The sequence below is a fragment of the Cryobacterium sp. TS_SC_7 genome (genome assembly GCF_056156285.1).
This window is the reverse complement of sequence record NZ_CM149589.1, coordinates 232191-253443: the sequence shown is the minus strand read 5'-3', so window position 1 is coordinate 253443 and position 21253 is coordinate 232191. Positions and strand designations below refer to the sequence as shown.

The following is a 21253-nucleotide window of genomic DNA, read 5'->3' as shown; positions in this document are numbered from 1 at the left end:
GCCCGGGGTCGCCATGGCCGGCAACCACCCTCGCAGTCCAGTCTCAGGGGCGGGAAAAAACGCTACAAGCCGGAAACACCGTGACAAATGATTGCCGACTGAGGCTGCACGTCGGGGGTGGGTTCGGCGTCGGAGCGGTGCAGGTCGAGGACACAGGTGTTGGGTTCGACCAGCGGATGCAGCGCGTCGGCGCTCAGCGGGCCCTCGGTCGCTTCGAGCAGGCTCTTCAGCAGCCCGAAGTGCACCCGGCAGACCTCCGGGTGCGCCTTGACCATCTCGCTGTACGGGCACTCGTGCAGGTGCACGTGGTCCCCTTCGGCACCGTCGATCTCGAGCCGCGCGTCGAAGCCGGACCCGTCGAGGTGGTCGTCGAGGGCGTCCAGTTGCCGCTGCAGCGGCGAGTGGATGACGGCCTCGACCCGCAGCATCCGTCGCACCTGATCGCCGTGGCGCTCGGCGGCCTCCGCCTTCGCCGCCCGGATGGAACCGTCGGCGTAGTCCGGGCCGGCGGCGGCGCTGTACAGCATCCGGGGCCGGCCCTTGGAGTCCTTTCGTTCCGGCCGGCAGGTGACGAAACCATCCCCGATCAGGCGTTGCAGATGCTCGCGGGCCGTGTTGTGGTGCAGACCGGTGGCCTCCGCCAGGTCTCCAACCGTCATCGTCCCGCGTTGCTGCAGGAAGTACAGCAGCTGGATCCTGCTGAACGACGCGAGCGTGCGGTAGCTCGATGAGGGGTAGGAAGACGTCATCAGGCCATCATCTCTCTTCTCTCTGACTTATCTGACTTATCCAGCATTTTTAGTTGTGCGCGCTGCCCGGGCCGGCGCAGCAGGCGCATCGCGTTCACGATCACGATCAGCACGGAGGCCTCGTGCACGAGCATGCCGACAGCCATCGTCACGCCGCCCAGCAGCACCCCGGCCAGCAGCAGGGCCACCGTGATCAGGGCGAGGGCCACGTTCTGGTGCATCACGCGCACCGTGCGGCGGGCCAGGTCGATGGCGGCGGGGAGCATCAGCAGATTGTCGCCCATCAGCGCGATGTCGGCGGTCTCGACCGCCACGGCCGAACCGGCCGCGCCCATCGCGATGCCGATGTGCGCGGTGGCCAGGGCCGGGGCGTCGTTGACGCCGTCCCCCACCATCGCCACGACGTGGCCGTCCCGCCGGAGTCCGGCGACGACGTGGAGTTTGTCCTCCGGCAGCAGCGACGAGCGCAGCTCGTCGATCCCGACGGCGTCGCCCACGGCCTGCGCCACCAGTGGACCGTCGCCGGTGAGCATGACGACCCGGGTGACCCCGGCCGCGTGCAGCCGGGTGACCATGTCGGCGGCGTCGGGGCGCACCTCGTCGGCCACGGCCAGGACACCGGCGATGATGCCGTCGAGAACGACGATCAGCGGCGTGCGCCCGCGGGCGGCGAGTCCGGCAGCCACCGTCGCGGCGGCATCCGTGCCCGCGATGGAGTGGGCGCGGAGCAGGGCCGGGTTGCCGATCAGCACGGTGCGGCCGGCCACGCCGGCCACGATGCCCTGGCCGGGCACGTTCAGCACGTGTTCGGGCAGAGGGACGAGCCCCGATGATCCCTCGCGCGCGGCGGCCTGCACGATCGCTCCGGCCAGCGGATGCTCCGAGCCGGCCTCCGCCCGGGAGGCCCAGTCGAGCAGCTCGGCCCGGGTCAGGGCGGGGTCGAGCACCACGACGTCCGTCAGGACCGGGCGGCCGCGGGTGAGGGTGCCGGTCTTGTCGACCGCGACGACCGTGATCTTCGCGGCGGTCTCGAGGAACTCGCCGCCCTTGATCAGGATTCCGAGCTGCGCGGCACGGCCGATCCCGGCGACGATCGCGACCGGGATCGAGATGACCAGGGCACCAGGGCAGCCGATCACGAGCAGGGTCAGCGCCAGGAACACGTCGCCCGTCACCAGGCCGACCACGAGGGCGAGCACCAGGATGCCGGGGGTGTACCAGGCCGAGAACCGGTCCATGAAGACCTGGGTCGGGGCCGTGGCCTCCTGGGCCTCCTCGACCCGGTGCACGATGTGGGCCAGGGTGGTGGCGGCGCCGACCGCGGTGGCCCGCACCTGCAGCAAGCCGCCGGTGGAGATCGTGCCGGCGAAGACGCGGTCTCCGACGGTCTTCTCGGCCGGGAGGGACTCCCCCGTGATCGAGGCTTCGTCGAGGGTGCCGGCACCCTGCGCCACGGTACCGTCGACGGGTACCCGGGCGCCGTTCTTGATCAGCACGGTCTCCCCGGTCAGCACCGACCCGGCCGGGACCTCGAGCTGCTCATTGTTCCGCAGCACGAGGGCGACGTCCGGGGCCAGGGCCACGAGCGCGGTCAGGGCGGAGCGGGTGCGGTTGAGGGTGGCCGTTTCGAGGGCGTGCCCGATCGCGAACAGGAAGGTCACGGCGGCGGCCTCCCAGTATTCGCCGAGCACGATCGCGCCGACCGCAGCGACCGAGACGAGCAGGTCGATGCCGACCACCCGGGCGAGCAGCGCCCGCCCGGCGGTCCGCAGGATCGGAGTCCCGGCCACGACCGCGGCCGCCACCATCGCCGCGTCGGCGACGATGGGCGGCACCGGCAGGAGGCCGAGCAGCCAGGCGACGGCGATCAAACCGCCGGAGGCGATGGGGATCAGGTAGCGGCGCAGGATGGTCATGTCACTCCCCCGGGACCGGCGGTCAGAACGCGGCCAGGCGGGCGGTGTAGCCGGCCTTGCCGACGGCGGTGATGAGGGCATCCGTGCTGACGACGGCCGGGTCGTGGTCGATCTCGATCCGGGCGGTGGCGAAGAACACGGTCACGCCGGTGACTCCGGCGAGGCGGCCGATCTGCTTCTCGATCTTGGCGACGCAGGACGGGCAGGAGAAGCCGTCGGCACGCAGGATGGTGTGCACGGTGGCCGGGGTGGATGTCGGGGTGGATGTCGGGGTGGATGCCGGGGTTGCAGTGTGTGTTGTCATGTCTACGACGTTACGAACCCGGGGCGCAGGCAACCATGACGCGCGTCACTTTGCCGCAAGCAGGCCGGGACGGTCGAGCACGGCGGTCCACCGCCGCCCGGACTCGATGAGCCCGTGCCGGCGAAGGCCGCTCATGGCACGGGACACCGACTCGGCGCTCGTGCCGGTCATGGCGGCCAGGTCGGCGCGGGTCAGGGGCAGCTGGATCAGGGTCGTTCCAACGCTGTCCCCCGGCACACCGAAGGTGTCGGCGAGGCGCAGCAGGGTGGCTGCCACCCGCGTGGTGACGGTGACGGAGGCCTGCTCGGCCTCCATCGACCGGGCCCGGTGCAGACGCTCGACGACGACGTCGAGCACGCGCAGCGCCACCGATGGATGCGTGAGCAGCAGTTCCCGGAAGGCAGCCGATTCGAGGCGCAGGGCGCAGGTGGTGACCAGCGCGACGGCCGTCTCGGGGTACCGGCCCTCGTCGAGCGCCGTCAGGGAACCCAGCACGTCTCCCGGGCCGAGGAAGTCGAGACTGGTGGACTGCCCGGTCGACGTCGATCGGAACGCCTTCGCCTGGCCGGCCGCGAGCAGGTACACGTGCTCGGCCGGCTCACCGGCGGCGAACAGGGTGTCCCCGGGGCCCCAGGAGAGCGACAGCATCCGGTCGGCCAGGTCGGCCAGCGCTTCGGCCGAGAGATCCTGGAAGATCGGGATCTGGCCCAGGATGGTGAGCCGCATGGCGGCACCGCACGGATGCGGCTGCGCACAGGTGCTGCGCAACGGCACGGTGCGCCGGGCACCGGTCACGATGCCTCCACCGCGCGGGTGAGATGCGCCAGACACACGCCGGGCCGGGCGAACGGCTCGAGTCTGACGCTGACAGCAGGCGCGTGCAGGCGCTCGAGGGCACCCTCCATGAGTCCGCGATGCACCGAGCAGACGACGTCGCTGTTCTCCGTCGCCACGTCGAGGAACGGGCAGCGGTGGAGTTCGATCACGGTATGAGCGGGGTCTGTTCCGGCCGTGTGCCCAGGCCCCGGCACCTGGAGCTTCGGCGCGAACCCGATCTCGTCGAGAATCTCCACGACGCGCAGGGTCGCGGTGCCGCCGTCCACCGGCGCGGCCGGCCCGGAGTCTGCGGCGGAGCCTGCGGCGGAGTCTGCGGCAGGGCGCGCGTCACCGCGCTGGACCAACTCGCTTCCCCAGTTGCGCCCGGCAGCCGTCGCCGCCGTGACGCCCGAGTTCCCGCTCGCCGCCAGGCTGCCCGCGAGGACGCCGGCCAGCAGACGGTAGGAGTCGTCGGGGACCTCGCCCACGGGCGCGGCGGCACTGTACAACAGTCTCGGGCGGCCCGGTCGGGACCGTGCCTCGACGGATTCGACGGCCAGTCCGACCGCCACCAGGCGATCCAGATGCGAACGCACCGTGCTCGGATGCAACCCCACCCGCGCGGCAAGGGCGGGAACGTCCAGAGGCTCATCGCTGGAACGGAGCAGTTCGAGGATGGCGACCCGGCTGATGCCGGACAGGGCGTGGTGGGTTCGGGCGTCGAGCGATTCGGTGGGCACGAGACTAGTTTTCCTTATCAATGTCGTAAAAACAACCGCACCGGGAGCGGGACCGGGAGCGGGACCGGACGGCCGCTCCGATCTCAGGGCACCACCCGGACGACCCCCCGGGCGCCCTTCTCGGCGTCGGACATGACGTGGCTGACGAAGGGGTAGTTGCCGGCCTCGGGGAACGTCAGCTCAACGAAGCCGCCCTGCGCCACGGCCAGGTCTAGCACCTGGGAACCACCCGTCCCGGTGCTGCCGCCGTCCCGCAGCAGGTAGTCGCCCTCCTTGTAGACGGTGTCGAACTGGCCGCCCACGATGTGGAAGGAACTGCCCACGTTCGGCCCGGCATCGAGCACCCAGATGCGCACCTTCTCGCCGACCTTCGCCGCGAGCGGGCGGGCGCCGTACTGGTTGGCGATGCCGTTGAACACCACCAGGTCGGGGAACTGCGCCGCCACCTTGTCGGCGTCTGCCTCCCCGCCCTGCACACCGAGGTAGAACTCGGACTGCACCAGCACGTACTCCCGGTCGACCGGGGTGAGCCCGGGTGGATCGATGATCACGGCCCCGAACATGCCGTTCGCGATGTGCACCGACATGGGCATCGTGCTGCAGTGGTAGAGCCAGATCCCCGACCGGGTCGCGGTGAAGCGGTAGGTCAGGCTCTCCCCCGGGTTGATGCTGCGCATGGGTCGGTCGGGCGCGAGGGCACCCGCATGGAAGTCGATGGAGTGCTGGATCGACCCGTCGTTGACGAAGGTCACGTCGAAGACGTCGCCGACCTTCCCCCGCAGAGTGGGGCCGGGAGCCGTGCCGTTGAACGTCCACAGGGTCTGGGTGACGCCGGGCGACACCTCGATTTCGACGTCCTCCACCCGCATGGTCAGGGTGTGCACGGTCTCTGCGCCCGCCGCTCCGAGCGCCGCCTCCCGCGCCGTGAAGTCGGCGTCGGGTTCCCGCATCAGGTTGAGGTCGTCCGCCGCGCCGGCCGAGCCGGCGGGGGCCGCGGAGCCGTGGCCCGTATCCCCGTGGTCGGCAGACTCTCCCCCGACGGCCACGACCGTGAGCACCATGCCCAGGAGCTTGTGTCCGGCGATCGAACACCAACCCTCGACGTCGGCCGCCACGACCCCGACGTCAACCTGCGCGCTGGCGCCGGGGGCGATGGAACCGGAGACCACGCCGGTGGCGAGCACGAGGTTGTGCACCATGTCATCGGCGTTGGTCAGGTTGATCACCAGGGTGTCCCCGGCGGGCACCTCGATGGTGTCGGGGCTGAACAGGGTGTCCTTCATGACGACGTCGACCGTGGTCGTCCTGCCGGTCGCCGCCACGTCGACGGATGCCGCGGCGCCGGTGGCCCCGATGCTCGGGATGCCGGCGGCGGACGGGTCCAGGGCGATCCCGAGGGTCACGGCCAGGAGCAGGGCGCCGACGGCCGTGACGGTCGGGCCGGTGCGTCGTGGCGGTGACACGGCGACCGGCGGCGACGCCGGGCTCGGCGGAACCGTCGCATCCGTCGCCCGGCGCAGCCGACGATTCTGCCGTAGGGCCCTCGTCATCAGCACCAGGAAGGAGGCGAGCGCACCGACGACCAGGAGGGAGACGGTGACCTTCACCAGGCTGGGCACCGGCAGCAGGTACAGGACCAGTCCACCGTTGACGACGATCGCCCGGAACAGGCCGCCGCGCTCGAGTTCACGGGTCGTGGCCTTGGACACCCGCGGCCCCCCGCCGAGTACGACCGGCAGCAGGTAGGTCAGGGCGCCGAGCAGGATCTGAGCCGCGAAACCGACCGCGAACACCGGCACGAGCTGCTCGAGCCGGTCCGCCGCGAGAACCCAGCTGGGCGCGAACGCGACGAGAAGGCCGAACCCGAGCACACAACCGAAGAACCAGGCCAGGGCGGCGCCGAGGCTCCAGCCGGCGAAGGTGACGGCCGGCGACTGCCTGGCCAGGCGCACGGCCTCCGCCAGCACCAGGCCGAGCGCGACCAGATAGAGCAGCACGCCCGCGGCGGCGACCAGCCTCTGATCGATCAGCGAGCCGAGCCCGAGCACGGTCAGGCCGGCCAGGAACAGGGGCAGGGTGCCCTGGTTCGAGGCGCGGGTCGTCTGCACCCGGGCGTGCAGCACGGTCGGCCAGAGCAGGGCCACCGTACCGATGACGGTCAGGCCGACCCAGCCGAGCAGGTTGAGCCCGATATGGGCGATGAACAGGCGCTCGTAGGTCTCGCTCCCCGAGTCCGTGCGGGCCATCAGCACACCCAGGGCCACGCCGATCGCCAGCGAGACTCCGGCCGCCATGTAGTACCGCACGAGCGGCGCGAACCGGCCGGGCAGCGCACCGCGCGACTGCCGGAACAGCAGCAGCGCGTGCACGAGCGCATTCGCGCCGACCAGGATGCCGCCGGCCAGCACGACGGGCCACCAGCCGCCGACGATCCCCACGACCACGAGCACCGCGCCCACGGTGTGCGCGCCGAGCCGCACGCCGAGCCCGGTCCGCCCCCCGGGAGCCGGCTGCCGGAGCAGGGTGTCGGCGAAGTGCTGGCTCCAGATCAGGATCGCGGTGCTCACGGCCCCCAGGAACAGCAGGTGCACCATGAGCCAGGGCGCGACCGGCAGGAAACGGTGGATCAGCACGGCGACGAGGGTGAGCAGGAGCCAGGCCGGAACCAGAAGTCCGGTGAGAATGTGCCACAGCCGACGGCTCATGGTTTGACTTTCGGTTCGAGGGTGAGCGGGCGGCGCGGGGTGAGCGGGCGGGGCGGGGTGAGCGGGCGGGGCGGGGCCTGGCGTCGCGGCGTTCCGCGGAGTACCGAGACAACGGCCAGCAGAACGAACAGCAGCACGGCGACGATATTGGCCACGCCGCCCCACTGCACCAGGGCCGGCAGGCCGCGTGCGTCACCGAGCAGGATGCGCACCAGCAGGGAGACGTGCAGCAGCACGACGGGCAGGTAGAGCACGGGCCGGTAGGGCAGCGGCCGGCGCAGCACGGCCGGCAGAATCGTGGGGGCGTGCGCCATGATCATCGACATCACGAACCCCAGGAAGACGGCGTGCAGCACGGCGTCGTAGCCGGGACCGGAAAAACTCGGGCCGACGATGACCCAGCTCGCGCCCACCGAGAGCAACCAGCCGTAGCCGGCCAGCAGGCACGCGGCCATGTACCGCGGCAGACCGGTGCTGCGGATGAGACGGGACGCCACATCGTGCCGGAACAGCCAGGCGACGAGCCCGAGCAGCCCGAGCCCGAGAACGGGGTAGCCGAGCGCCGGCCAGAGAAGAGCGAGAACGGTGCCGAGGGTCAGGACCAGGCCGGCGACCAGCATCCGGATTTCGGCCCGGTGATCGACGGAGGGCGAGATGCGGGCGAGTTCGAGGCGTTCGCCGGCGATCGTGAGCACGAGGTAGAGCGTCATCGCGGGCACCAGTCGTGGAACGGGCACACCGCCGAGCCAGAGCACGGTGGCTGTGAGGCCGAGCAGGGCGCCGAGCGCCTGCACGGCGGTGGACGTGGAGGGCTGCCGGAGCCAGATCGCCCGGTAGATGACCGGCAGCACGGCCGACCCGGCCACGAAGGCAACCTGACCGACCAGCAGGGGAAGCGGAGACACGAGAGCCAGACCGCCCAGGCCCAGGAGCCCCGGTGAGAGGTAGGCCCAGGTCTTCCTCACCGCGACGGCCCGCTCGAGCACGACGACGGTGCCCACGAACCCGAAGACCATCAGGGGTCCGTGCACATCCGCGAGTCGCGCAGTGAGAACCGGCGCCGAGAGACCCAGCAGGAGCAGCGCCCCATCGAGGCCGGCCAGCAGGGCGAGCCCGCCGAGCAGCAGAAACGCCAGTCGCCCATTGCCGTGCACGGTTGGTCTGATCTCGGGTGGCTAGGCGACGCGGGTGAAGCGGATGCGCCAGGCCTCCGGGCCACGCTCCACGTACGACACGGTGAACGCGCCGGGTCGGGCCTTCTCCAACTGCGCCAGCAGCGGCAGCGGGTCGTGCGGGGCGATCAGGTCGAGCGAGAAGCCGGGCTGGATGGATTCCAGGGCACCGAAGATGGCCGCGTGACGAACCGCGTGCGGGATGGTGCGGCCGTCGAGCACGATGGTCTCGGCCTCGTCATGGTTGCAGGTGCACGTGTGCGCGGTGGTCAGGGTGATGGGTTCGGCGGTCATGGAATGGATCCTCCTCAGGGGCACGACCGAGCCGTGCGCTAATAAAAAGGATACACGTCCGTTTTATTAATCCGTACGCCGGTTCAGGTCAGCCCGACCCAGGCGGTGGACCCGTCGACCTCGTATTGCTTCTTCCAGATCGGCACCTCGAGCTTGACGGTTTCCACCAGGCGCTCGCAGGCCTCGAAGGCGACGGCGCGGTGGGCGCTCGCCGCGGCCGCGACCAGGGCCAGGTCACCCACGTCGAGGTGGCCGATCCGATGGCTGACCGACAGGTTCACCTGCGGGTATTCCGCGGCGACCCGGGCGAGAATCTCGGACAGGATGCGGCCGGCATCCGGATGCGCGCTGTAATCGAGGCCGGTCACCTGCCCGGCGGCGTCGGGATCGTGGTCGCGCACCTGGCCGATGAAGGTCACGACGGCCCCGCAGGATCCCGTCGACACGTCCGCGACGTGCGCGGCCAGGTCGAGCGGCGCCACGGTCACCTGGTTGATGGTGCTCGAGTCACGGTTCGCGTCGCGTCGGTCGGTCGTTCCTTCAGAATTCACACGTTCAGAGTACGCGCGGATGCGGGAAAGGTTGCGACGGCCGCTCGTTACACCCGTTCGAAGATCGCGGCGAGTCCCTGACCGCCGCCGATGCACATGGTCTCGAGCAGGTAGCGCCCACCGGTGCGGTGCAGGTGCCGGGCGCCGGTGGCGAGGATGCGCGCCCCGGTCGCTCCCACCGGATGCCCGAGCGAGATGCCCGACCCGTTCACATTGGTGCGTGCCCAGTCCGCCTCGGCGAATTCCCATTCCCGGCTGACCGCCAGAACCTGCGCGGCGAAGGCCTCGTTGAGTTCGATCAGGTCCATGTCGGCCAGGCTCAGCCCCGCACGCTGCAGCGCCCGGGCCGTGGCCGGCACCGGCCCGATCCCCATCCGCGACGGTTCCACCCCGGCACGCGCCCACGTGACCAGCCGCACCAGCGGGGTCAGCCCGAGCTCGGCCGCCCGTTCCGGGGTGGTCACGATGCACGCGGCCGCGGCGTCGTTCTGGCCGCTGGCGTTTCCGGCGGTGACGGTGGCGTCGGCATCCGTCTGAAGCAGGATCGGGCGGAGGCCCGCCAGCACCTCGAGGCTGCTGTCGGCCCGCGGGGTCTCGTCGGCGGAGACCACGACCGGTCCCTTCCGGCCCGGCACCGTCACCGGCACGATCTCGTCGTCGAACCGGCCCTCGGCCACGGCGACGGATGCCCGCGCCTGCGACCGGAGAGCCAGGTCATCCTGCTCGGCGCGGCCGATGCCGTATTCGCGGCGCAGGTTCTCGGCGGTTTCGAGCATGCCCCCGGGCACCGGGTAGCGGCGACCGCCCGCGGTCTCGCGGCCGCGGCTGAGAGCGTCCCGCAGCAGGATTCCGGCGCCGCCGCCCACGCCGAAGCGGGAGTCGACGGTGTAGAACGGGGCCTGGCTCATCGATTCGACGCCGCCGGCGACGACGACGTCGCTGACGCCGGTCTGCACCTGCATGGCCGCGTCGAGGATGGCCTGCAGCCCCGAGCCGCAGCGCCGGTCCACCTGCACGCCGCCGACGGTCACGGGCAGGCCGGCGTTCAGGGCGGCGACACGTGCCACGGAGGCCGCCTCCGCGGTCGGGTAGCCCTGACCGAGGATCACGTCGTCGACCACGGCCCCGTCGATTCCGGTTCGCTCCAGCAGCGCCGCGATCACCGTCGCAGCAAGGTCGGCGGGCGCGACGGCCGCGAAGACACCGCCGAACCGGCCGATCGGGGTGCGAAGCGGTTCGCAGATGACGACTTCCCTCATGACGCGGGACCGGAGCCGGGTTCGGGTTCGGGTTCGGACGCAGCGAGACGCGTGTGGATGAGCGTGGGCGTCTCCGGCACGAGCAACGGCACCTCGGTGGCAGCCTGCACCTCGGCCACGGTGAGGCCGGGCGCGATCTCCCGCAGCACGAGCCCCTCCGGCGTCACGTCGATCACGGCCAGATCGGTGATGATGCGGGTGACGACGCGTTTGCCGGTCAGTGGCAGCGTGCACTCGTTCACGATCTTGAAGTCGCCGTTCTTCGCGGTGTGCTCCATAACGACGATGACGGTGTCGGCGCCGTGCACGAGGTCCATGGCGCCGCCCATGCCCTTGATCATCTTGCCGGGCACGGCCCAGTTGGCGATGTCGCCGGACCGGGAGACCTGCATCGCGCCGAGCACGGCCACGTCGATCAGGCCGCCGCGGATCATGCCGAAACTCTGCGCCGAGTCGAAGTAGCTGGCCCCGGGGTTGACCGTGATGGTCTCCTTGCCGGCGTTGATCAGCTTCGGGTCCTCCTCGCCCTCCCACGGGTACGGGCCCACACCGAGCACCCCGTTCTCGGAGTGCAGGATGACGTGCACCCCCTCCGGCAGGAAGTTGGGGATCAGCGTGGGCAGCCCGATCCCGAGGTTGACGTAGCTGTCGGGGGTGAGTTCCTGCGCGGCGCGCGCGGCCATCTCATTGCGGGTCAACGGCATGATCAGCGGTCCTTTGCGACGGATGCGGCGGGCCGCGGCCGGGTGGTGGTCTTCTCGATCGGCAGGTCGGCGGCCAGGGCGCCGGAGAGCTCGACGATGCGGTGCACGTAGATGCCGGCGAGGTGGATGGCGTCCGGGTCGAGCTCCCCCGGCTCGACCAGTTCGTCGACCTCGGCGATGGTGAGGCGTCCGGCCATGCCGGCGACCGGGTTGAAGTTGCGGGCGGATTTCTCGAACACGAGGTTGCCGTGCCGGTCGCCCTTCGCGGCGCGCACGAGGGCGTAGTCGGTGACGATCGCCTCCTCGAGCACATACTCCTTCTCCCCGCCGCGGAGCGAGGCGAAGGTGCGCGTCTCCTTGGGCGGCGACGACACCGTCACCTGGCCGTCGGGCCCGTAGCGCCAGGGCAGTCCGCCCTCGGCGACCATGGTGCCGACGCCGCTGGCGGTGAAGAAGGCGGGGATGCCGCTGCCGCCGGCCCGGAGCCGCTCGGCGAGGGTGCCCTGCGGGGTCAGTTCGACCTCGAGCTCGCCGCCGAGGTAGCGGCGGGCGAAGTCCCTGTTCTCGCCGATGTAGGAGGCGATCACCCGGCTGATCCGCCCCTCCCGCAGCAGTTCGCCGAGGCCCCAGCCGTCGACGCCGCAGTTGTTGGAGACCACACGGAGGTCGGTGGTGCCCTGCGCGAGGAGAGCGCGGATCAGCACGATCGGCACGCCGACCAGGCCGAACCCGCCGACGGCGAGGGAGGCGCCATCCGGGATGTCGGCGACGGCGGCCGCGGCAGAAGTGAACGTCTTATCCATGGAACAGTCCTTTGGTCCGTCAGTTCGAGCGCTGCGCGTCGATGGTCGTGAAGGTATCGCGCACCACGGTGAGCGCGGAATTCGCCGCCGGCACCCCTGCGTAGATCGCGGTGTGCAGGATGGCCTCGCTGATCTCCCTGCGGGTCAGCCCGTTGGTCAGGGCCGCGCGCACGTGCATGCCCAGTTCGTTCTCGTGCCCGCCGCTCACCAGGCAGGCCAGGGTGAGGAAGCTGCGGGTGCGCCGGTCCAGGCCGGGCCGGCTCCAGATCTCCCCCCACGCGTAGCGGGTGATGAAGTCCTGGAAGTCGGCGGTCTCCGGGGTGATCGCGGCGGTCGCAGCGTCAACGTGCGCGTCACCGAGAACCGCGCGGCGCACGGCCATTCCCTCGGAGTAGGTCTCCGCCGCGGTGCGGGAGCGCGCCGCCTGACGGCCCAGGTGGGCCTCCAGCAGGGCTGCCGCCTCGGCAGGCCGCTCGAGCGGGGCCAGATGTGCCGCCCCGTCGATGGTCTCCAGCCGGGCCCCCGGGATGCGGCGGGCCAGGGCGGCCAGTTGGGCGGGCGGGGTGGACCGGTCGAACTCACCCGCGACGCAGAGGGTGGGAACACGGATGCCCGCCGCGGCATCCGTCACGTCGAACTCAGCGAGGGCCTCGCAGCAGAGCGCGTACGACTCGTCGTCGACGTCGAGGAGTTGGTCCAGCGCGGCGGAGCCGGCGGCCGGGTCGCGGTCGAGGAACCCGGGCGCGAACCACCGTTCGGCACTGCCCGCGATGATGGAGGGCGTTCCGCTGCCACGGATCCGGGCGGCCCGCTCGACCCAGCCGGCGACAGTGCCGATCCGGGCCGCGGAGCAGATGACGGCGAGGCTCTGCAGGCGCTCCGGGTGGCGCAGGGCCAGCTCGAGTCCGACGGCACCGCTGAACGACACCCCGGCGTAGTGGAAGGCTCCCCCGCCGACCGAGTCGACGAGGGCGATCACGGCATCGGCGACCTCCGCAACGGTGAACGGTTCCCGGGTGGCGGGGCTGACGCCGTGGCCGGGCAGGTCGAAGCAGAGCACCCTCCAGGAGGCGGAGAGCCGTGCGGCCACACCGTCCCAGAGCGCGGTGGTGGTGCCGAGCGACGGGCCGAGCACGAGCAGCGGCAGCGTGCCCGCGGCCGGCGCCGGTGCGACTGTGCCGCGGATGGTGGGCTGGGTCATGACGGTGTCCCCTTCGTCTCTGTGGCTCCACGGTACCGGGCGAGCACCCGGTCGATGCCGGCGTCGGTCTGCCCGAGGCTGAGGTCGTCGTCGAACGCGGTCCACACCCGCGACCGGAGCTCCTCGGGGTGACCGCCGGCGGTGATCAGGGCGGCCAGCACCACCCGCAGCGGGCGACGGGTGCGCTGGGCCTCCTCCGCCGCGCGCTGCACCAGGGCGAACGCCGCGGCCTTGCCGAGGGCCTCGGCGAGCAGGGTGGTCACCCGTTCGCTGTACACCAGGCCGTCGGTCAGGTCGAGGTTGCGCAGCATCCGTTCCGCGTCCACGTCGAGCCGGCCCGCCAGCGAGGCGGCGCCGGCGACCGCGCCGAGGGTCAGCCGCTCGAGCAGTCGCAGGCTCTGCCACTCGGCGTGCCAGGCTCCGCCGGGACGCTGGTCCTCGGCGAGCAGGCTGCCGAACAGGGTGGCGGCGAGCGCGGGAGTCTGCCGGGCGGCCGCCGTCACCAGCACGGCCGTCACCGGGTTGCGCTTGTGCGGCATCGCGGAGGATCCGCCCTGGCCGGCCGCCAGCCGCTCACCGACCTCGGCGATCTCGGTGCGGGAGAGCACGGTGACGTCGAGGGCGAAGGTGCCGACGCTCCCGGCCACGGCGGCGAGCGCCGCGGCCAGCCCGGTCACGTGCAACCGGTTGGTGTGCCAGCCGATTCCGGGCACGCGGAGTCCGAGCTCGGCGGCCAGGTGCGTCGTGACCGCATCGACCGTCTGCGTGGCCGGCACTGCGGGCAGGCGGGACCGGGCGATATCGCTCAGAACGGCACGGTTGCCGACGGCGCCGCCCAATTGCACGGGCAGGCTCGCCCGCACCCGATCGAGCTGCTCGGCGGCCGTCAGCACGGCGTCGAGCCAGCCGGCGGCGATGAAGCCGAAGCTGGTCGGGGAGGCCTGCTGGCCGAGGGTGCGCCCGGCCATCACCGTGCCGCGGTGCCGGTCGGCGAGCGCCGAGAGGCTGCCGGCCAGATCGAACAGCCCGGCCGCGAGCTCGCCGGCCACCCGGTGTGCGACGAGCATGGCGGCGGTGTCGAGGATGTCCTGGCTCGTCGCGCCCACGTGCAGGTGGTCGGATGCCCCGGGCCGGCGGCTCTCGGCGGCCGCCGCCAGGTGCGTCACCAGCGGGATCACGGGGTTGCCGCCACCCTGCCCCTCGACTGCGATCCGGGCCAGGTCGAGTCGTCCGGCATCCGACAGCTCGTCGCAGACCGTGGTCATCCAGTCCGGGGCCAGCCCGGCGGCGACCAGCCCGCGGGTCAGGGCCAGCTCGACGTCGACCATCGCCTGCAGCCAGGCTGCGTCGCCGGTCAGCTCGTCGGCGCGGCTGCCGGGGCCGAGCGGGTGCAGCAGGCCGACGTCGTAGGACCCGGCCCCCTCGCCGGCTCGCTCAGGCATCGAAGTCCAGGAACACGGTCTCGTCGGCGCCCTGCAGCCTCACGTCGAACCGGTAGGACGGTGTTCCGCCCGGGTGGCCGTCGGCCACGCAGACCAGGGTGGCCCGGCGGGCGGGGGGCACGGCGCCCAGCACCGCGTCGCGACGGTGCGCCTCGGCGTCTTCGGGGAAGTAGGCGCGGGTGAACAGGTGGTGGATCAGTCCCCGGGCGAAGACGGTGACGACGATGTACGGGGCACCCCCGCCGACGGAGCCGGGCTTCACGGTGGTGAAGGTGAAGTGGCCGGCCTGGTCCACCGCCGCACGTCCGAATCCGGTGAAGGTGAAGCCGTCGCGGTCGAGGGCTCCCTGTTCCCGGCTGATGGCGCCGGTCTCGTCGGCCTGCCACAGCTCGAGGATCGCATCCGGTACCGGGTCGCCCGCGCCATCCGTCACGGTGCCGTGCAGGCGGATCGCGTGCGGGTGCCGGCCCGGCACGAGCTCGGGGCCCCGCTCGTAGGGCAGCGCGAAACCGTAGAACGGACCCACGGTCTGCGACGGGGTCTGAATGAACTCCGTGGGCTTCGGCTCAGTCATGGGCTTCCTCGCTCTCCATCCAGGTGGCTTTGGGGCCGGTGAGCACGATGTCCCAGTTGTAGCCGAGCGACCATTCGGGAACGCTCAGGTCGTGGTCGTAGGTGCCCACCAGACGGGCGCGGGCGGCCGGATCGGTGATCGACTGGTAGATCGGGTCCAGCGCGAACAGGGGGTCCCCCGGGAAGTACATCTGGGTGATCAGGCGCTGGGTGAACGCGGTGCCGAACAGCGAGAAGTGGATGTGCGCGGGCCGCCAGGCGTTCAGGTGGTTGCGCCAGGGGTACGGTCCCGGCTTGATCGTGGTGAACGAGTACTCGCCGTTCTCGCCTGTGATCACGCGGCCGACACCGGTGAAGTTGGGGTCGAGCGGCGCCGGATGCTGGTCGCGCTTGTGCACGTAGCGTCCGCCCGCGTTCGCCTGCCAGATTTCGATCAGCTGCCGACGCACCGGGCGGCCTTCGCCGTCGAGCACCCGGCCCGAAACCGTCATGCGTTCGCCGAGGGGTTCGCCGCGGTGCTGGATCGTGAGGTCGCTCTCCAGCACGTTCACGTCGGTGTGGCCGAACGCCGGCGAGAACAGTTCGACTTCCTCCGGGTCGACGCGCACGAGTTCGTGGGTCGGGTGGCGCAGGATCGAGCTGCGGTACGGCGGGTAGTTGCGCCGCGGGTGCAGTTCGGGTGCTCCACCGTCGTCGACGCGGGCGCGCGCCTCCGCTTCGATGGCGCGCATCTCGTCGTTGATCTCGGACTGCGAGGTGTGGTCTTTCATGGTCATTCCTCTCTGTTCCTGGGCAGCTAGAACGGGAGGCCGGTGTACTGCTCGGCGAGTTCCCGCTGCGCGATCACGGAGTCGGTCAGGTAGTCGAGCCGGCCGAGCTGGCTGCGGTAGTTGAACGCCGCCGACTGCAGGTCGCTGGGGTCTCGGTGCAGCATCTCGGTCATCGACTGGGAGAACTGCTGCACCCGCCACTGGCGGCGGAGCGCGGTTTCCCCGTAGCCGGACAGAGGCGCGTCGTCCCCCGCGTAGTGGCTGACCAGGGCGGCGCCGAGCAGGGTCACGTCGGCGATGGCCGAGTTGAGACCCTTCGCGCCGGTGGGCGGCACGATGTGCCCGGAGTCCCCGGCAAGGAACAGGTTGCCGTAGGAGAGCCGGGAGGCGACGAAGCTGCGCATGGGGGTGATCGACTTGTCGGTGATGGCACCCTCGTTCAGCGTCCAGCCGGGAACGGCCAGCCGCGTCTGCAGCGCCTCCCAGATGCGCTCATCCGACCACTGGTCGATGGAGTCGGCGGTGTCGACCTGCAGGTACAGGCGGGACACCTGCGGCGAGCGCATCGAGTGCATGGCGAAGCCGTCCTCGTGCAGCGCGTAGATCAGCTCGTCGGTCGAGGGCGGAACGTCGGCGAGGATGCCCAGCCAGGCGAACGGGTAGCTGCGGTCGTAGAGGGTGAGCGCCGTCGGGGGGATGGACGCCCGGCAGACGCCGTGGAAACCGTCGGCGCCGATGATGAAGTCGGCCGCTATCGAGTGGGCTTCCCGGTCGTGGACGAACGTGACCCGGGGGGTCTTCGACTCGAGACCCAGCACCTGGACATCCGCCGCCTCGTAGTAGATCGTCGAGCCCGCGGCGGTGTGCGCCGTGATCAGGTCCTTGACGACCTCCTGCTGACCGTAGACCGTGACCGTGCGACCGATCAGCTCGTTGAAGTCGACGTTGCGGCGCTCGCCGGCGAATTGCAGGTAGATGCCGTCGTGCTCGAGCCCCTCGGCGTGGAGGCGCTCGCCGAGGCCGAGCCGGGTGAGGGTTTCGACGGCGCTCTGTTCGAGCACGCCGGCCCGGATGCGGGCGAGCACGTAGTCCTGGGAGCGGTTCTCGACCACGATCGAGTCGATGCCGGCGTCGCGCAGGGCCCAGGCCAGGAGAAGACCGGCAGGGCCGGCGCCGATGATGGCGACACGGGTGTTTTCTGGGGACACGGGTTTCTCCTAGCGACGGTGACAGGTGATGGTGTCATCCTGCGGGGTCACGGTGCCGACCGGGCCGGTTGTTCCCACTCAGTGGAAGGCAACCTGGCTGCGGCGGAGATGAGAGAGTTCTCATCCGACGCGTGCCTGAGTCTCATCCACACGGTCCAGACTGAACCGTATTCGTCGATCGGAGAAGACCATGAGCGATTCGCGCCCCTCCCGCCCGCGTCGGAGCTCGCTGCTGCTGATCGGAGCCGGCATCGGCGTCCTCCTGGCGTCGGCCGGCGCCCTCGCCCTGGTGAGCGGTCTTGCCATCGCGGATCAGCCGGGGCAGGCCGTGGACGTGCCGGCCCTGGTCGTGGAGGTGGACCCCGCACCGGGCCCGACCTCACCGGCTTCGCCCTCCACACCTGCTCCGGTCTCCCCCCCGTCAGAGCCCGGGTCGCCCGCGTTGGTGCCGGCCCCGGCGCCGCTGGTCGTCGACGACGACGGGGATGACGACGCGATCGATGGCGGCGATGACAACGGCGGAGACCGGCCCGACGACTGACGCAGCACCCCGGATGAGAGAGCTCTCACAACCCTCTGGTTCGGGCCTCATCTCCTCGCGGAAGAGTGAGAGCCAGGTGATTCCCACCGAAGCCCCCGCCGAAGTCGGCGCAGATGAAAGGTCAGGCCATGTTCCAGATCCGCACCAAGCACACCATCGCCCTTTCCGCCGTCGGTATCGCCGGTCTCCTGTCGATCGGACTTCTGGCTGCCCAGGCCGACACCGGGGTGACGCCCACGACGCCGGTCTCCGGCGTGTCGAGCGATGATACCGCCACGGATGTCCCCACTCCGCTCGTGTTCCCGGGAGTCACCGATGACGTGAGCGACGCGCCCGATGACAGCGACGGACGCGTCGGCGGAGGCAACGGCGCCGACGACGTCAACGATGCCCCCGACGACAGCGACGGACGCGTCGACGACTCAGGCCACGACGACTCCACCGACTCCGCCGACTCTGACGCCTACGACGACTCCGCCGACTCTGACGCCTCCGACGACTCTGACGACTCAGGTCACGACGACTCCGGCGACGACAGCCACGACGACGACAGCGACGACTGACTTCCACACCCCCACCGGGCTATCGGCCGCGCTCTCCCCTCAGCGCAGCCGGTAGCCCATACCTCTGACCGTTTCGATCCGAGCGGCGCCGAACTTCGCCCGAAGGTAACCCACGTAGACGTCGACGATGTTGGAGCCGGGGTCGAAGTCGTAGCCCCACACCCGGCTGAGCAGCTGTTCGCGGCTCAGCACCTGGTCCGGATTGCGCAGGAACTCCTCCGCGAGGGCGAACTCCCGGGCTGACAGGTCGACCTGCCGGTCACCCACGATGGCACGGCGGGTGCGCAGGTCGAGCTCGAGCCCCGGGACGGCGAGCAGGGCCGGGGCGACGCGCACGGCATCCGTGAGTCGCAACCGGATCCGCGCCAGCAGCTCGTCGAAGCGGAACGGCTTGGCCATGTAGTCGTTCGCCCCGCCCTGCAGGCTGGCGAGGGTGTCCTCGGCCGAGTCCCTGGCCGTGAGCACGATCACCGGCAGCGTCGACGGTTCGGCGCGCAGCCGGCGCAGCACCTCGTAGCCGTCGATGCCGGGCAGGCCGATGTCCAGCACCAGCAGGTCGAACCCGCCGGTCAGCGCGTAGTCCAGCGCGTCGAGCCCGGAGGAGACCGTGACGGTGGTGAAGCCGGCGGCGGCCAGGCCCTTCTCGATGAAGGAGGAGATGCGCAGTTCGTCTTCGGCGATGAGGATTCGGCTCACGGTCAGGTCTCCATCGTTTCGGGGCTGGTCTCGATCGGCAGCAGCGGCAACTCGATCGTGAAGGTGGCGCCGGCCCCGGGGGCCGAATCGACCGAGACGGTGCCGCCGTGGGCACGCGCGATGGCCAGTACGATCGCGAGGCCGAGCCCGGAGCCGGCCGTGCCGCGCCCGCCGCCGCCGCGGTGGAAGCGCTCGAAGAGGTGGTCCTGCGTGTCGACTTCGATCCCGGGGCCGTCGTCACGCACCCACAGGCGTAGCCGCGGGGCTCCGGCGGCGTCCCGGTCGGCGGAGCTGCCGACGTCGACCGTGCCGCCGGCCGCACCGTGGCTGGCGGCGTTCGCCGCGAGCTGCAGGAGGGCCTGCGTCAGTTTCTCCGCGTCGACCGGCGCCACGACGTGCGCCGTCCGGGTGCTCACCCAGCGCTGGCCTGACAGTGCGGCGGCCTTGGTGCGCACCTGCTCCGTGAGAGCCGCGATGTCCACGGGCGTGCGGGTCAGGCGCATCGGCCGCTGCAGCTCGGCCAGGGCGGAGATGTCGCGCACGAGACCGTTCATCCGGTCGAGTTCGTCGATCGCGAGGCTCCGGGTGGCCCGCACGTCGGCGGGGTCGTCGGCGTCCATCAGCTCGAGGTGCCCGCGCACGATCGTGATCGGGGTCTTGAGCTCGTGCCCCACGTCGTCGAGCAACCGGCGCTGCCCGGTCAGGGCACCTTCGAGCCGGTCGAGCATGTCGTTCACGGTGCGGGTCAGCTCGGACACATCGTCGCGGCCCTCCACCGGGATGCGCTCACTCACATCCGAGGCGGTGATCCGGGCCGCGGCCTCGCGCAGCGAACGGATGGGTGCGAGCAGCCGACCGGAGACGAACCAGCCCACCAGCCCCAGCACCACCAGGGCGAGGAGCGTGACCCGCAGGGAGGTGGACCAGGCATCCGTCACCGGCCCGAGCTCGGCGTCGAGGTCGAACGCGGCCACGAAGACCCCCTCGCCGGGATCGTTCGCGACACTGACCGGCGCGGCCACATAGCGCACGGTCTGCCCGGGGCTGCTGACGGTGCCGAGAACGACATTCCCGTCTCTGGTCTCCGCGGTGACCCGGGCGACGAACGCCGCATCGTCTTCGAGCCGGAAGTCCACGTCGCCGCCGGGCGCGAGGGCCGCGGAGCCGTCGATGATCGCGAGGGTCGTCTCGTTGGTTCCGGGACGGATGCTCTGCACGACCTGGCCGAGCACCCCGTTCAGCGTCGTCTCCCCCGCATCGGCGGCGACGAAGCGGGCGTCGTCGACGGCATCCGTCAGCGACGCGTCGACGGCGGCCAGCGTTCTCTCGCGCTGCACGACATAGGCGGTCGTGGCGGCGGCGAACATGCCTGCCGCCGCCACCAGCAGAATCGTCGCCAGGATGCGCACGCGCACCGACGGGACAGGAAGCCGCCGGGTACCCCCGGTCGCCCTGGCCTTCACCGGCTTCCCGCTCACGAGCACCACGCTACCCCGACACCCGGATACAGCGCTCTCCCATCATGGTCGAGCTCATCCACCTCGGCGAGGGCGTGCTGCACGCGTTCACGCACCCCGGCCCCGACGGGATCGTGATCGAAGAGGTCACCATCATGCTCGGCGTGCTCGGCCTGATCGACGTCGTCATGATCGCCAACCTGCTGATCATGGTCATCATCGGCGGTTACGAGACCTTCGTGTCGAAGATCGCCATCGACGGCCACCCCGACCAGCCCGAGTGGCTCTCCCACGTCAACGCGAACGTGCTCAAGGTCAAGCTCGCCATGGCCATCGTCGGCATCTCATCGATCCACCTGCTCAAGACGTTCATCGAGGTCGGCGACCTCGCCGCCCGCGGCTCCACGTCGACGGCGGGCCAGGAGAGCATCACCGGCGACGTCTACACCTGGGACGGCGTGCTCTGGCAGGTCATCATCCACATGGTGTTCATCGTCTCGGCCATCGCCCTGGCCGGGATCGACCGGATGTCGCAGGGTGCCGCCCACGCTCCGGCACCGATGCCCGAACTGCCCGCCGGTCCCGGCCCGGAGCCGCTCGTGCTCGAGGCTGCGCCGCGACCCGCTGCGGACACCCGCGCGATCGAGGCCGGACCCGTCGGCCAGCTGCTGCAGCTGGGCCGGCTGCGCGACGCGGGGATCGTCACCGACGCGGAATTCGATGCCAAGAAGACGGAGTTGCTCGCCCGTTTCTGAGTCGCCGCGGAGTGGCTTCCGAGCCGCTTCCGAG

General features: G+C 71.0%; 22 protein-coding genes. 3 read left to right on the top strand and 19 right to left on the bottom strand.

What is annotated here, in order from left to right; all coding sequences use genetic code 11:
• Positions 1–62 precede the first annotated feature (62 nt).
• From AC0J5J_RS01120 to AC0J5J_RS01040, 17 genes are all read right to left on the bottom strand, one after another.
• Positions 63–749 carry a helix-turn-helix transcriptional regulator gene (locus AC0J5J_RS01120; protein ID WP_474899065.1) on the bottom strand — a complete coding sequence of 229 codons (687 nt, stop codon included), beginning with the start codon at positions 747–749 and terminating at the stop codon, positions 63–65.
• Positions 749–2665 (bottom strand): heavy metal translocating P-type ATPase, encoded by a 1917-nt coding sequence (locus tag AC0J5J_RS01115; protein ID WP_474899063.1) that lies wholly within the window; start codon positions 2663–2665, stop codon positions 749–751. The genes AC0J5J_RS01120 and AC0J5J_RS01115 overlap by 1 nt, the downstream gene beginning before the upstream one ends.
• A gap of 22 nt (positions 2666–2687) precedes the next feature.
• Positions 2688–2969: a heavy-metal-associated domain-containing protein gene (locus tag AC0J5J_RS01110; protein WP_474899061.1), complete on the bottom strand. Its 282-nt coding sequence runs from the start codon at positions 2967–2969 to the stop codon at positions 2688–2690.
• A gap of 45 nt (positions 2970–3014) precedes the next feature.
• Positions 3015–3764 (bottom strand): Crp/Fnr family transcriptional regulator, encoded by a 750-nt coding sequence (locus AC0J5J_RS01105; RefSeq protein ID WP_474899060.1) that lies wholly within the window; start codon positions 3762–3764, stop codon positions 3015–3017.
• Positions 3761–4525: a helix-turn-helix transcriptional regulator gene (locus AC0J5J_RS01100; protein WP_474899058.1), complete on the bottom strand. Its 765-nt coding sequence runs from the start codon at positions 4523–4525 to the stop codon at positions 3761–3763. The genes AC0J5J_RS01105 and AC0J5J_RS01100 overlap by 4 nt, the downstream gene beginning before the upstream one ends.
• Positions 4526–4608: 83 nt before the next feature.
• On the bottom strand, positions 4609–7230 hold the full coding sequence (locus AC0J5J_RS01095; RefSeq protein WP_474899056.1) for a multicopper oxidase domain-containing protein: 2622 nt from the start codon (positions 7228–7230) through the stop codon (positions 4609–4611).
• Positions 7227–8384, bottom strand: a complete 1158-nt coding sequence (locus AC0J5J_RS01090; protein ID WP_474899054.1) for a hypothetical protein — start codon at positions 8382–8384, stop codon at positions 7227–7229. The genes AC0J5J_RS01095 and AC0J5J_RS01090 overlap by 4 nt, the downstream gene beginning before the upstream one ends.
• Positions 8385–8405: 21 nt before the next feature.
• Positions 8406–8696: a DUF2249 domain-containing protein gene (locus AC0J5J_RS01085; protein WP_474899052.1), complete on the bottom strand. Its 291-nt coding sequence runs from the start codon at positions 8694–8696 to the stop codon at positions 8406–8408.
• Positions 8697–8779: 83 nt separating this feature from the next.
• The gene (locus tag AC0J5J_RS01080) at positions 8780–9247 is read right to left on the bottom strand and encodes a molybdenum cofactor biosynthesis protein MoaE (protein WP_241972585.1); all 468 of its coding nucleotides are present in this window, start codon (positions 9245–9247) and stop codon (positions 8780–8782) included.
• Positions 9248–9294: 47 nt separating this feature from the next.
• Positions 9295–10506: an acetyl-CoA C-acetyltransferase gene (locus AC0J5J_RS01075; protein ID WP_474899050.1), complete on the bottom strand. Its 1212-nt coding sequence runs from the start codon at positions 10504–10506 to the stop codon at positions 9295–9297.
• Positions 10503–11210: a CoA transferase subunit B gene (locus tag AC0J5J_RS01070; protein WP_474899048.1), complete on the bottom strand. Its 708-nt coding sequence runs from the start codon at positions 11208–11210 to the stop codon at positions 10503–10505. The genes AC0J5J_RS01075 and AC0J5J_RS01070 overlap by 4 nt, the downstream gene beginning before the upstream one ends.
• Positions 11211–11212: 2 nt before the next feature.
• Positions 11213–12013: a CoA transferase subunit A gene (locus AC0J5J_RS01065; RefSeq protein WP_134422869.1), complete on the bottom strand. Its 801-nt coding sequence runs from the start codon at positions 12011–12013 to the stop codon at positions 11213–11215.
• Between the two features lie 19 nt (positions 12014–12032).
• Positions 12033–13214 (bottom strand): bifunctional 3-oxoadipate enol-lactonase/4-carboxymuconolactone decarboxylase PcaDC, encoded by a 1182-nt coding sequence (pcaDC, locus tag AC0J5J_RS01060; protein ID WP_134422867.1) that lies wholly within the window; start codon positions 13212–13214, stop codon positions 12033–12035.
• Positions 13211–14656, bottom strand: a complete 1446-nt coding sequence (locus AC0J5J_RS01055) for a lyase family protein (protein WP_474899046.1) — start codon at positions 14654–14656, stop codon at positions 13211–13213. The genes pcaDC and AC0J5J_RS01055 overlap by 4 nt, the downstream gene beginning before the upstream one ends.
• Complete coding sequence (pcaG, locus tag AC0J5J_RS01050; protein WP_134422863.1) at positions 14649–15230, bottom strand: protocatechuate 3,4-dioxygenase subunit alpha; 582 nt, start codon at positions 15228–15230, stop codon at positions 14649–14651. The genes AC0J5J_RS01055 and pcaG overlap by 8 nt, the downstream gene beginning before the upstream one ends.
• Positions 15223–16005, bottom strand: coding sequence for a protocatechuate 3,4-dioxygenase subunit beta (gene pcaH, locus AC0J5J_RS01045; protein WP_134422861.1), 783 nt, complete (start codon positions 16003–16005; stop codon positions 15223–15225). Before pcaH ends, pcaG begins: the two co-directional genes overlap by 8 nt.
• Positions 16006–16025: 20 nt before the next feature.
• Positions 16026–17207 (bottom strand): 4-hydroxybenzoate 3-monooxygenase, encoded by a 1182-nt coding sequence (locus AC0J5J_RS01040; RefSeq protein ID WP_134422859.1) that lies wholly within the window; start codon positions 17205–17207, stop codon positions 16026–16028.
• A gap of 190 nt (positions 17208–17397) precedes the next feature.
• Between AC0J5J_RS01040 and AC0J5J_RS01035 the strand changes: the two genes are divergently transcribed.
• Both AC0J5J_RS01035 and AC0J5J_RS01030 read left to right on the top strand, forming a co-directional pair.
• Positions 17398–17748: a hypothetical protein gene (locus tag AC0J5J_RS01035; protein ID WP_474899044.1), complete on the top strand. Its 351-nt coding sequence runs from the start codon at positions 17398–17400 to the stop codon at positions 17746–17748.
• A gap of 128 nt (positions 17749–17876) precedes the next feature.
• Positions 17877–18311 (top strand): hypothetical protein, encoded by a 435-nt coding sequence (locus tag AC0J5J_RS01030; RefSeq protein WP_474899042.1) that lies wholly within the window; start codon positions 17877–17879, stop codon positions 18309–18311.
• Positions 18312–18350: 39 nt separating this feature from the next.
• On the opposite strand, the gene AC0J5J_RS01025 is transcribed toward AC0J5J_RS01030, so the two are convergent.
• Together AC0J5J_RS01025 and AC0J5J_RS01020 are read right to left on the bottom strand one after the other, a co-directional pair.
• A complete protein-coding gene (locus AC0J5J_RS01025; protein WP_134422855.1) occupies positions 18351–19007 on the bottom strand; it encodes a response regulator transcription factor in 657 nt (218 codons plus the stop codon).
• A 2-nt stretch (positions 19008–19009) separates the two neighbouring features.
• Positions 19010–20485 (bottom strand): sensor histidine kinase, encoded by a 1476-nt coding sequence (locus AC0J5J_RS01020; RefSeq protein WP_474899040.1) that lies wholly within the window; start codon positions 20483–20485, stop codon positions 19010–19012.
• A gap of 44 nt (positions 20486–20529) precedes the next feature.
• On the opposite strand from AC0J5J_RS01020, the gene AC0J5J_RS01015 reads away from it, so the two are divergent.
• Positions 20530–21219, top strand: a complete 690-nt coding sequence (locus AC0J5J_RS01015; RefSeq protein ID WP_474899038.1) for a TIGR00645 family protein — start codon at positions 20530–20532, stop codon at positions 21217–21219.
• Positions 21220–21253: the final 34 nt, after the last annotated feature.

Coding starts and splice junctions, on each gene's coding strand:
- pcaH (WP_134422861.1), bottom strand. CDS start 16,005: ATGACCATGAAAGACCACACCTCGCAGTCCGAGATCAACGACGAGATG.
- AC0J5J_RS01015 (WP_474899038.1), top strand. CDS start 20,530: ATGGTCGAGCTCATCCACCTCGGCGAGGGCGTGCTGCACGCGTTCACG.
- AC0J5J_RS01110 (WP_474899061.1), bottom strand. CDS start 2,969: ATGACAACACACACTGCAACCCCGGCATCCACCCCGACATCCACCCCG.
- pcaDC (WP_134422867.1), bottom strand. CDS start 13,214: ATGACCCAGCCCACCATCCGCGGCACAGTCGCACCGGCGCCGGCCGCG.
- AC0J5J_RS01035 (WP_474899044.1), top strand. CDS start 17,398: ATGAGCGATTCGCGCCCCTCCCGCCCGCGTCGGAGCTCGCTGCTGCTG.
- AC0J5J_RS01115 (WP_474899063.1), bottom strand. CDS start 2,665: ATGACCATCCTGCGCCGCTACCTGATCCCCATCGCCTCCGGCGGTTTG.
- AC0J5J_RS01070 (WP_474899048.1), bottom strand. CDS start 11,210: ATGCCGTTGACCCGCAATGAGATGGCCGCGCGCGCCGCGCAGGAACTC.
- AC0J5J_RS01065 (WP_134422869.1), bottom strand. CDS start 12,013: ATGGATAAGACGTTCACTTCTGCCGCGGCCGCCGTCGCCGACATCCCG.
- pcaG (WP_134422863.1), bottom strand. CDS start 15,230: ATGACTGAGCCGAAGCCCACGGAGTTCATTCAGACCCCGTCGCAGACC.
- AC0J5J_RS01055 (WP_474899046.1), bottom strand. CDS start 14,656: ATGCCTGAGCGAGCCGGCGAGGGGGCCGGGTCCTACGACGTCGGCCTG.
- AC0J5J_RS01085 (WP_474899052.1), bottom strand. CDS start 8,696: ATGACCGCCGAACCCATCACCCTGACCACCGCGCACACGTGCACCTGC.
- AC0J5J_RS01030 (WP_474899042.1), top strand. CDS start 17,877: ATGTTCCAGATCCGCACCAAGCACACCATCGCCCTTTCCGCCGTCGGT.
- AC0J5J_RS01095 (WP_474899056.1), bottom strand. CDS start 7,230: ATGAGCCGTCGGCTGTGGCACATTCTCACCGGACTTCTGGTTCCGGCC.
- AC0J5J_RS01075 (WP_474899050.1), bottom strand. CDS start 10,506: ATGAGGGAAGTCGTCATCTGCGAACCGCTTCGCACCCCGATCGGCCGG.
- AC0J5J_RS01120 (WP_474899065.1), bottom strand. CDS start 749: ATGACGTCTTCCTACCCCTCATCGAGCTACCGCACGCTCGCGTCGTTC.